The organism is Microbacterium sp. (assembly GCF_039812165.1).
GTDB lineage: Bacteria > Actinomycetota > Actinomycetes > Actinomycetales > Microbacteriaceae > Microbacterium.
On the sequence record NZ_JBDIAB010000094.1, the window covers coordinates 1 to 10,742 of the forward strand.

General features: G+C 73.0%; 6 protein-coding genes and 1 pseudogene. 4 read left to right on the forward strand and 3 right to left on the reverse strand.

Going from position 1 to position 10,742, the window contains the following annotated elements:
- Nucleotides 1–488, reverse strand: a pseudogene (locus tag WML84_RS08875) (hypothetical protein); the annotation flags it as partial.
- Nucleotides 489–804: 316 nt separating this feature from the next.
- Between WML84_RS08875 and WML84_RS08880 the strand changes: the two are divergent.
- Both WML84_RS08880 and WML84_RS08885 read left to right on the forward strand, forming a co-directional pair.
- Nucleotides 805–3,534: a hypothetical protein gene (locus WML84_RS08880; protein ID WP_347345784.1), complete on the forward strand. Its 2,730-nt coding sequence runs from the start codon at nucleotides 805–807 to the stop codon at nucleotides 3,532–3,534.
- Between the two features lie 171 nt (nucleotides 3,535–3,705).
- Nucleotides 3,706–6,180, forward strand: a complete 2,475-nt coding sequence (locus tag WML84_RS08885; protein ID WP_347345785.1) for a hypothetical protein — start codon at nucleotides 3,706–3,708, stop codon at nucleotides 6,178–6,180.
- A gap of 146 nt (nucleotides 6,181–6,326) precedes the next feature.
- Here the strand turns inward: WML84_RS08885 and sucD are convergent, their stop codons facing one another.
- Nucleotides 6,327–7,229 carry a succinate--CoA ligase subunit alpha gene (sucD, locus tag WML84_RS08890; protein WP_347345786.1) on the reverse strand — a complete coding sequence of 301 codons (903 nt, stop codon included), beginning with the start codon at nucleotides 7,227–7,229 and terminating at the stop codon, nucleotides 6,327–6,329.
- Nucleotides 7,230–7,258: 29 nt separating this feature from the next.
- Complete coding sequence (sucC, locus tag WML84_RS08895) at nucleotides 7,259–8,422, reverse strand: ADP-forming succinate--CoA ligase subunit beta (RefSeq protein WP_347345787.1); 1,164 nt, start codon at nucleotides 8,420–8,422, stop codon at nucleotides 7,259–7,261.
- A gap of 236 nt (nucleotides 8,423–8,658) precedes the next feature.
- On the opposite strand from sucC, the gene WML84_RS08900 reads away from it, so the two are divergent.
- On the forward strand, nucleotides 8,659–9,324 hold the full coding sequence (locus WML84_RS08900; protein WP_347345788.1) for a helix-turn-helix domain-containing protein: 666 nt from the start codon (nucleotides 8,659–8,661) through the stop codon (nucleotides 9,322–9,324).
- 216 nt (nucleotides 9,325–9,540) lie between these two features.
- On the forward strand, nucleotides 9,541–10,742 hold a 1,202-nt coding region (locus tag WML84_RS08905), incomplete at its 3' end, for an acyl-CoA dehydrogenase family protein (RefSeq protein ID WP_347345789.1).

The following is a 10,742-nucleotide window of genomic DNA, read 5'->3' on the forward strand; positions in this document are numbered from 1 at the left end:
GTGGGCGTGGGCGTCGGGATGCCCGGGATCGTCGGGGTCGGAGCCGGAGTCGGCGTGGTGCCGATCGAGCCCGGATTGACCGTGCCCGGACCGCACGTGAGGCTCGTGCTGCTGGTGCTCGTCGTCGACGAGGTCGTCGAACCGCCGCCGGTCGACGGGGTCGAGCCGGTCGTCGTCTGGCGGCAGTTGGGGCCGAACGGCGACGACGGCGCGGCGGGGGCCGCGGGGGCACCGGGCACGACGATCGTGACCACGCGGCCGGACGTGTCGACGACGACCGCGTCGGCGGGCACGACGACCTCGACCGGGGTTGCCACGGTCTCGGTCTGCACCGGACCCGCCGGCTCGGCCGGATCGGGTGTCTCGACGACGGGTGCGACGACACGGACGGGAGCGTTCGCACCGGCGTCCGCGGCGCTCGCCTGAGTCGGCAAACCCCAGGTCAGCTGACCGATCGCGAGCGAGAGCGCGAGGGCCCCGACGAGCATCGAGCGCAGTCGGCGGGGAGCGCGGGGGCGCGCGACGGAGCGTCCGCGGCGTCCGCCGCGTCTTCCGTCTCCCGAATCTCGAAGACTCATGAGGGCCTTTCCTGCCCGCGAGTTCTTCGGAGTTCCCCAGCCCCCTGAGCGCGACTCGGCGGTTGCCGAACGTACTCGTGGGCAATGTATCCCGTGCGAGCCGCTGCGCACAAGGAGAATTCCCGACTCTTTCCGGGCGCCCTCCCCCACCGGCCTTCGAGACCTGTCGGGCGCGGCGGCGGCGGGCTAGCATGGCGCCCACGGGGGCCTGTGAGCGGGAGGCGCCATGGCGCACGACGATGCCGACGACACGACGCCGCCCGACGTGCTCGAGCTGCGCGTCCACGGCGTGAACAACACGACCGCCGCCTCCCTCCTCGACCTCCGACCCCAGGACGTCGAGCTCGTCGCGGGCGACAAGCTCGGCAGCTTCTGGCGACCGACGGCATCCGCTCTCGACGGCCTCACGCCCGGAAAACGGGGGTATGTCCCCGAAGGCATTCAACGCGAGGCGTATTCTTGGGGCGGCATGGTGCGCACGACGCCCGACGTCGGATCGGTCGGGGCCGGCGGCGTCGTGGCCGGAGTCGCCGCACGGGTCATCTACGCCCTGATCCTGCCGTTCAGCCTGGCCAACGCGGCGCAGTGGTCGTGGCGGCTCTCGCCCGACAGCTCCCGCGAGCGCGGGGTCCGCCGCTTCGCCGGGGCGACGCGCCTGTTCGGCGTGCTGCTGACGTTGCTCTTCACGTGCACCGGCACGACCATCGCGCTCGACGTGGGCGCGCTCCAGTGCGCGGCCGACCCGACCCTGTGCGCACCGGTGGCCGAGCTGTTCGCCATCTTCGAGCCCTGGACGGCGGGTCAGCGGCTCGCACTGTTCGCCCTCGTCCCGGTCGGCGCGGTGCTGGCGCTGTGGATGCTGTCCGAGATCGCGCGGGTCCGCTACGACGTCCTCCCCGGCATGCCCCCGGCGAAGGACGCCTCGGCCTCCGGCGCCGCCGACGCCGACCCAACCGCTCTGCTGGCGCGCCGTGGCTTCTGGTCGAACCGGTCCACCGCGCCGCTGGCGCGCCTGCACCTCGCGGCGGCCGTGCTGCTCACGGTGCTGCTGACCGCGGGGCACGCGGCGATCGTCTGGAACTCGGACTGCAACGGGCTCGGCGTCGACGACGCGTGCCTGTCGGACGCCCCGGCATCCGGGTCGTTCCGCGTCTTCGCCTCGCTCGCCGTCGTCGCGGCCGCGGGCCTGCTCACGACGCTCGTGTTCGTCTTCCTGACCCCGACCACGACGATCGTGCCGGACGACGACGGCGGCTGGGGCGCCCGCTGGAGCCGCTTCCTGCTGTTCGGGTCGCTCGTGCTCCTGGGCGCCCTCCTCCTCGCCCTCCTCTTCGACCGCTCCGGCAGTCGCGAACCGGGAAGGCTCTACGGCGCGGGTGTGACCCCGCTCGTCATCGTGTCGCTCGCCGCGCTGATCGCGGCGAGCGGCGTGTTCTGGCGCCCGCGGCGCGACCGTCGGCACACCGCCTGGAACGGCTGCGGGCCGGGGGTCCTGATGGCGGTGGCGCTCGCGATCGGCACCGCGACGAGCTCGATCGTCGTGGTCACGGCGGGCGACTTCCTCAATGGCGCGAAGGGCGCCGCGGCGCTCGTGCGCGACGCCGCGAAGCCCCCGGGCACGGCGCCCGACCTCGTCGTCTCGAGCTGCTGGGTCGCTCTCGGCGCCGCGGTCACGGTCGGCCTCGTCGTCGCGCTCGTGTGGGCGGGGCTCGCCCTCGCGGGGCGCCGCGACGTCACCGCAAGAGCGCGGGCGTGGGGCGCTCCGGCCGGGCCCGACGACATCCACGTGATCGACGGAGGCGTCCTCCCGCCCTCGCCGAAGGTGCTCTACGGACGCATCGAGGCCAAGCGCCGCTTCGCCGCGCGCGCCCATCTCGCCGAGCCGCTCGGGGCGATCGTCACGCTGTGCATGTCGGCGACCGTCGTGGTCGGCTGTGTCTGGGCCTGGTCGGCCTACGCGCAGCACGTGTCGCTGTGGGGTGTCCTGCCGTGGCTCTCGCCGCACGTCGTGCGCACGTTCCTCGCCGTCGCGCTGCCGGCGCTCGCATGGATCGGCCTCGGACTCGTCGCGGCGCTCGCCCTCGGGGCGGCGACGCGCAGCAGCCGTCCCCTCGGCATGGTGTGGGACATCGTCTGCTATCTGCCGCGCACGGGGCATCCGTTCGGGCCGCCCTCCTACGCGGTGCGGGCCGTGCCCGAGATCGCCGGCCGTCTCGTGGACTGGCTCGACGGCGCCCCGTCGCGCCGCGCCGTGCTGTCGGCCCACAGCATGGGCGCGGTGCTGTCGGTGTCGGCGCTCGGGGTGCTCGCCAGCACGTCGACGACGCGCCCCTACCTGGCGCGCATCTCGCTGCTGACGTTCGGCGTGCAGCTGCGCGCGTTCTTCGGACGGCTGGTCCCCGAGCTCCTCGGACCCGCGGAGCTCGACACGCAGCCGTGTCTCGCGCCGCGCGTGCGCGCCGAGGATCCCTGGCACGCCGACTTCGTCGCTCAGGGCGGCGCGAGCGAGCCGGCCGCGGTCGTCGACCCGCTCGCCGCGGCCGCTCGGAGGACGACCGGCCCGGATGCCGTCCTGGGCGCTGGACCGACGAGCCGCCGGTCGCGCCGCACGGCGGCCGACGACCCCGCCGGTGCCACGGCGAGCGGCGCGGCCGGCAGCGGCGGCATCGCGTGGGGCGGCGCGACGACTCCCAGCGGCATGCCGGTGGGATGTCTCCAGGGGGCGCTCCTCCCGCCCGGCGGCGTGCCGTGGGTGAGCCTGTGGCGCCCGACCGACTACCTCGGGTTCCCCGCCATGAGCACCGCGCGGGCGCATCCGGGCTTCCGCAACGAGGTCGACCGCATCGCCGAGGAGCTCGACCTGAGCGGCTACATGGTCGCGGTCGGCACCCACGGCGAGTACTACCGCGTCGCCGCCTACGACCGCGCCCTCCGCGACCTCACCGGCCTCGGCTGACACCCGCCGCGAGACCTCACCCCCGCGGCCCGAGACGGTGCGGCAGCCCGGTCGCGCGGACCGGGCGGGACCGCGCACGCGGGGCGATGTCGGGCGATCGGCCCGCTCGCGTATCAATCCCGTTCGTCCGCGCTCCTTCCGGTGACCACAACGGCGATCGGGGAGGCGGCCATGACGGATGCCGACGCGCCACGCGTGCTGGAACTGCGCGTCCACGGGGTGAACAACACGAAGCCCGCCGACCTGCTCGATCTGCCCCCTTACGACGTGCGGCAGGTCGCGGGCGACACCAGGTCGTCGTTCTGGCTCGCCCAGCCCGATCTCCCGCCGCCGAAGGGCCGTCGAGGATACGTTCCACCCGGCATCCGTCGCGAGGCCTATTCGTGGGGCGGGCTCGTCCGCAACGACGCGGGCTCCTCCAGCTGGATGCGGGCGGTCGTCCTCGCCTTCCAGGTGCTGGTGCTCCCCCTGAGCATAGGGAACGCGGCGATGTGGACCCGCTACCTCACGACCGACGCCGACTCCGACGCCGATCGGGTCCGGGCGCGCCTCACCGCGGGCGCGGCGCGGCTCTTCGGACTCGTGCTGACGCTGATCTTCGCGTCGACGGCCATCACGGTCGCCGTCGACATGTTCGCCCTGCAATGCGTCGGCGGAACGGTCTGCACGGGCCCGTGGAAGGGCGCCTGGACCTGGGTGACGGGGTACACGGCGGCGGACGCCCTCACCGCCGGACGCGTCCTGGCCGTGGCGGCGCTCCTCCCGGTCCTGACCGTGTTCCTCCTCGTGTTCTTCGCGCGCGTCGCACGGCGCCGCTACGACCGGCTGCACGTCATGCCCGGTGCGATCGGCGACAACGCGCGGTCCGCTCAGGACGCCGCCGCCGAGACGCGCGCGCCCTTCCTGCGACAGCCCGCGTTCTGGTCGAACCAGGTCACCTCGAGCCTGGGGCTCGTCCACTTCGCGGCCGCCGTCGCGCTGACGGCGGGCGAGGTCGCGCTGCATGCCGCCGTGAGGTCCGCCGAGCCGCCGCAGGCGTCCGGACTGTGGGCCGTGACGATCGCGGCCGCGATCGCGCTGGCGGCGACGATCGCGGTCACCGTGGTCCTGCCGACCGGACGCGTGTCGTCGGCGGTCGTCGGAGCCCCGCGCTGGACGGGCATCGTGAGCTGGACGCTCCTCGGCGTCTCGCTCGCCACCGCGCTCGCTCTCGTGGTGCTGCTGTGGAACGCGACCGGTCCGCTGCCCGGCCCGCTCGTGACGGCCGGGTTCCCGCCGCTCGTCCTCGTCTCGCTGGGGTCGGCGATCGCCCTGAGCGGTCTGCTGTGGCGCGGGGGCCACCGGCCGGGCACCGCGTGGCACGGCAATGCGCCCGCCGTGTTCATGACCGTGTCGCTCACGCTCGGAATGCTCACGAGCGCCGCCGTCATCTCGATCGCGAGCATCGCTGCAGCGGGGCTCGACGGACCCCGGCTGCTCAGTCGTGCGCTCCTCGGCGTCTCGGACGGCCTGATCGTGCCGACGGTCTTCCTCATCGCGGGCGGCGCCATCGCCTTCGCCCTCATCCCGTTCCTGTTGTTCGTGGCGGCCACCGCGCTGTGCGCGCTCGGCCGGTCGTTCTCCGAGCGGATCACGTCGTGGCAGCCCCCGGCGGTCGACGACGAGTTGACGAAGAAGGTCGCCCGACGTCGCCGGCTCGCGTCGCTCGTGCACGTCATGGAGCCCGTGGTGGCGGTCCTCGCCGCGTTCGGCGCCGCAGCGGTCGTCGTGTCGGTCGTGATCGCATGGAGCATCCCCCCGCTCTCACCCGTCGATCGGCTTCAGGCCGCACCGGCCGACCCCGTGCTCGAGTGGTGCATCGGGTTCATGGTGGGGGCCATCGCCGTCGTGGGGCTCGCGCTCGCCGTGATCGTCGCCGCGTTCGGCGTCCTGTGGCCGACGCCGGGACTCGTGGCGATCGTGTGGGACATCACCTGCTTCCTGCCGCGCACGGCGCAGCCGTTCGGGCCGCCGTGCTACGCCGAGCGCGCGGTCCCGCATGTCGCGCAACGGCTGCACGACTGGCTGGACGGAGACCCCGAGCGCCGCGCCGTGCTCGCGGCGCACAGCATGGGCGGCGTGATCGCGGTCGCGGCGCTCGCCCTCCTGTCGGCCACCTACGCCTCCCCCGCCGAGGAGAGGGACGCGATGCGGCGCGTGTCGCTCCTGACGTTCGGCGTGCAGCTGCGGGTGCTGTTCGGCCGGCTGCTCCCCGAGCTCGTGGGCCCGGCCGTGCTCGGCACCTATCCGGCCCGCGCACCTCGCCCGTGGCGGAGGGATCCCTGGTCGCAGGACGCCGACCACGACGCGCGCAGCTGGGCGTCACCGCCGTCGCCGGGGACGATCGACCGGCTGCAGGGCTCGCTGCTGCCGGATGCCGGTGTGCGCTGGATCAGCCTGTGGCGGCTCACCGACTATCTCGGCTTCCCCGCCGTCTCGGGAGCGCCCTCGGTCACGCGCGACGGCGTCGAGTGGAGGAACGGGGTCGACCGGTACGCGGAGGAGGTGGACCGGACGGACCGTCCGTTCGTCGTGGTCACCCACAACGACTACATCCGCGTCGCCGCGTACGACCGCGCGCTCCTCGACCTCACCGGCCTGGGCTGAGCGACACCGACCGCGGCCGCGGCCGCGAGACCTCCCGGTGACGACGGCCTCCCGCGAGACAGCGTGCGCACCGCGCCGACGCACCCGGCGGCACGGCACGACGAAGGGGGCGGATGCCGCGGCATCCGCCCCCTTCGCAGAACCCCTTACAGGGACTCGACGATCTCCCGCATGAGCGCGGCCGCCTCGGACGGCGTCTTGCCGACGCGCACGCCGGCCGCCTCGAGGGCCTCCTTCTTGGCCTGCGCGGTGCCCGCCGAGCCGGAGACGATCGCGCCGGCGTGGCCCATCGTCTTGCCCTCGGGCGCGGTGAAGCCGGCGACGTAGCCGACGACCGGCTTGGTCACGTTGGCCTTGATGAAGTCGGCCGCACGCTCCTCGGCGTCGCCGCCGATCTCGCCGATCATGACGATCGCCTTCGTGCCGGGGTCGGCCTCGAACGCCGCGAGCGCGTCGATGTGCGTCGTGCCGATGACCGGGTCGCCGCCGATGCCGATCGCGGTCGAGAAGCCCAGGTCGCGCAGCTCGAACATCATCTGATAGGTCAGCGTGCCCGACTTCGACACGAGGCCGATGGGACCTGCGCCGGTGATGTTCGCCGGCGTGATGCCCACGAGCGACTCGCCGGGCGTGATGATGCCGGGGCAGTTCGGGCCGATGATGCGCGTCTTGTTGCCCTTCGCGGTCGCGTACGCCCATGCCTCGGCGGTGTCGCCGACCGGCACGCCCTCGGTGATGACCACGAGCAGCGGGATCTCGGCGTCGATCGCCTCGACCATGGCGCTCTTGGTGAACGCGGGCGGCACGAAGGCGATGGAGACGTCGGCGCCGGTCTGCTCGATCGCCTCGGCGACCGAGCCGAAGACGGGAAGCTCGACGTCGGCGCCCGAGGCGTCCTTGTGGAGCACCGTCGTGCCGGCCTTGCGCGCGTTGACGCCGCCGACGATCTGGGTGCCCGCCTTGAGCATGAGCGCCGTGTGCTTGGTCGCCTCGCCGCCGGTGATGCCCTGGACGATGACCTTGGAGTCCTTGTTGAGGAAGATCGACATTTCTCTGGCTTTCCTGATTCGGTCCGGGTTCAGGCGTTGGCGAGCTCGGCGGCCTTGTCGGCGCCCTCGTCCATGGTCGCGGCGAGGGTCACGAGCGGGTGGTTCGCCTCCTGCAGGATGCGGCGGCCCTCCTCGACGGCGTTGCCGTCGAGGCGCACGACGAGGGGCTTGGATGCCGCCGCGCCGAGCTCGGCGAGCGCGCCGACGATGCCCTTGGCGACCGCGTCGCACGCGGTGATGCCGCCGAACACGTTCACGAACACGCTCTTGACCTGCGGGTCGCCGAGGATGACGTCGAGGCCCGCGGCCATGACCTCGGCCGAGGCGCCGCCGCCGATGTCGAGGAAGTTGGCGGGCTTGACGCCGCCGTGGTTCTCGCCGGCGTAGGCGACGACGTCGAGCGTCGACATCACGAGGCCCGCCCCGTTGCCGATGATGCCCACCTCGCCGTCGAGCTTGACGTAGTTGAGGTCGTTCTCCTTGGCCTTGGCCTCGAGCGGGTCGGTCGCGGCCTTGTCCTCGAGGAGGGCGTGCCCGGGATGCCGGAACTCGGCGTTGTCGTCGAGCGAGACCTTGCCGTCGAGGGCGATGATGTCGCCGTCCTCGGTCTGCACGAGGGGGTTGACCTCGACGAGCGTCGCGTCCTCCCCCTTGTAGACCTGGAAGAGCTTCACGAACACGTCCGCGACCTTGGGGGCGAGCTCGTCGTCGAAGTTCGCGGCCTTCGCGATCTCGAGCGCCTTCGCGGCGTCGATGCCGGTGAGCGGGTCGACCTCGACGCGGGCGAGCGCCTCGGGCTTCTCGACCGCGAGCTGCTCGATCTCCATGCCGCCCTCGACCGAGCACAGCGACAGGTACGAGCGGTTGGCGCGGTCGAGCAGCACCGAGAAGTAGAACTCGCGCGCGATGCGGGCGCCGGCGGCGACCATGACGCGCTTGACGACGTGGCCCTTGATGTCCAGGCCCAGGATCGCCTTCGCGGCCTCGTACGCCTCGTCGGGGTTCTTGGCGACCTTGACGCCGCCGGCCTTGCCGCGGCCGCCGGTCTTCACCTGCGCCTTGACGACGACCACGCCGCCGAGTCGCTCGGCCGCGGCCTTCGCCTCCTCGGGGGTGTCCGCGACGAGACCGGCGAGCACCGGCACCTCGTACTTCTCGAATAGGTCTCGTGCCTGGTACTCGTAGAGGTCCACGTGCCGTCCTTCGCTGGGAGCGAGCGGAGGCGCCGCCGTCGGCGCCGATATGTCGGAGATGTCGAGATTGTCGACCGATTCCCCAGCTTAGTACCGGAATGCGGGAGCGCAGGAAGGTCGCCGGACCCCGCGACGCCGCCGCGGTCCCAGGGCTCCGCGCGACGGCGGCGGCCGCGCGGCCCGGGCTCCCGGCATCCGCCCTCGCCCCCTCCCGTGCCCGCTAGGCTCATCCCGACATGAGCGCTCGTCCCGGTTCCTCCCGAAACGCCGTCGTCGCCGCCGCTCTCGAGCTGTTCGCGACGCAGGGCTTCGAGGCGACCTCGGTGGAGCAGATCGCGCAGGCGGCCGGGGTGTCGCGCTCGACGTTCTTCCGCCAGTTCGGCGGCAAGGACGACGTCGTGTTCGCCGACCACGAGCTGCTCCTCGAGCAGCTGCGCCAGTTCCTGCGGCAGCCGCACGACGATCCGTGGTCGGCCGTGTGCGCGGCATCCGTGCTGGTCTTCCGTCACTTCGCCGCCGACCCCGAGCTGGCCCGCCGCCGGTACTCGATCGTGCGCGACGTGCCGGCGCTGCGCGACCGCGAGATCATCGCGGTGTTCCAGTACGAGCGCCTCTTCGACGAGTACCTGCGCGGCGCCCTGCCCGGCCTCGACCCGCTCGACGCCGTGGCGTTCGCCGCGACGGTCACCGCGGTGCACAACCACGTGCTGCGGCGGCTGCTCCGCGGCGGCAAGCGGGTGCCGGTGTCGGTGCTGACGTCGGCCTACGACGACGTGCTGCGCCGGTTCGGCGTGCATCCCGACGGCGTGCCCGCGGCGGCGGACGACGTCGTGGTGGCGGTCTTCCCGCGACGGATGCCGGCCGCCGAGGTCGCCCGTCGCCTCCGCACCGAACTCGACTGAGTCTCACACGTCGGCAGTCTCTCCTCGGTCCGGCGTCACTCCCCGTTCCGTCGACTCACTGCGTCCGCGCCCGGTCACTGCGGTGCAGCACAGTGACCCGACGCGAGCGCAGTGAGTCGGCGTACGCGCGGGCGTGGCGGGGTGAGGCATCCGCGCATGCCCGGATGCATCTCAGTGCCGGGTTCTGTGATACTCCGTATCAGGTAGCCTGGCCGCATGACCCTCCCCGGTGAGGCCGTCCCGGCCTACGACGTGTCCCAGCGCCTCGGCACCGACTACTACGCGGTGTTCGCCGACATCCCCGACGCCGACCGCGCCGTGTGGCAGCGCGCGCAGGCGTTCGTCGACGAGGTCGGCGACCGCATGCACGCCGCGTGGGATGCCGCCGACTACCCCCTCGACCTCGTGCGCCGTCTGGGCGAGCTCGATCTCCTGAACGACGGCGTGGAGCACCCGCTCGTCACGCCGTTCTCTCCGCTCGCCGCGGGCCTGGTCACGATGGAGGTCTCGCGGGGCGACGGCTCGCTCGGCACCGTCGTCGCCGTCCAGGGCGGGCTCGCGCTGCGCACGCTCGCACTGCACGGCAGCCCCGAGCAGCAGGAGCGGTGGCTGCGGCCGGTCGCGCGCGCCGAGGTGCTCGCCGCATTCGCCCTCACCGAGCCCGATCACGGCTCCGACGCCGTCTCGCTCGAGACCGTCGCCCGCCGCGACGGCGAGGAATGGGTGCTGCGCGGCACGAAGAAGTGGATCGGCAACGGCGCGTCTGGCGGCATCACCCTCGTATGGGCGCGCGTCGACGACGAGGGCGCGCCCGACCACGGGAACGTGCGCTGCTTCCTCGTGGAGCAGTCGGCCCCGGGCTACCGGGGCACGGTCATCACCGGCAAGGGGTCGCTGCGCGGCATCCATCAGGCGCACATCGCGCTCGACGACGTCAGGCTGCCGCTAGACGCGGCCCTGCCGGGCGCGCGGACGTTCAAGGACGCCTCGACCGTCCTCTCCGCGACACGCTCCGGCGTCGCGTGGTCGGCGCTCGGCCACGCGACCGCGTGCTACGAGGCGGCGCTGCAGTACGCGTCGCAGCGCCGGCAGTTCGGCAAGCCGCTCGCGAAGCTGCAGATGGTGCAGGAGCGGCTCGCGCAGATGCTGGAGGAGCTGACCGGGATGCAGCTGTACTGCCGGCATCTCGCCGATCTCGAGACGTCCGGGGGCCTGCGCCCGACGCAGGCGTCGCTCGCGAAGTACCACAACACGCGCGCGGCCCGTCGCATCGCGGCGATCGCGCGCGACCTGCTCGGAGGCAACGGCATCCTGCTCGAGCACGGGGTCATGCAGCACCTCGCCGACATCGAGGCGATCCACACCTACGAGGGCACCGAGTCGATCCAGGCGCTGCTGATCGGCCGCGACATCACCGG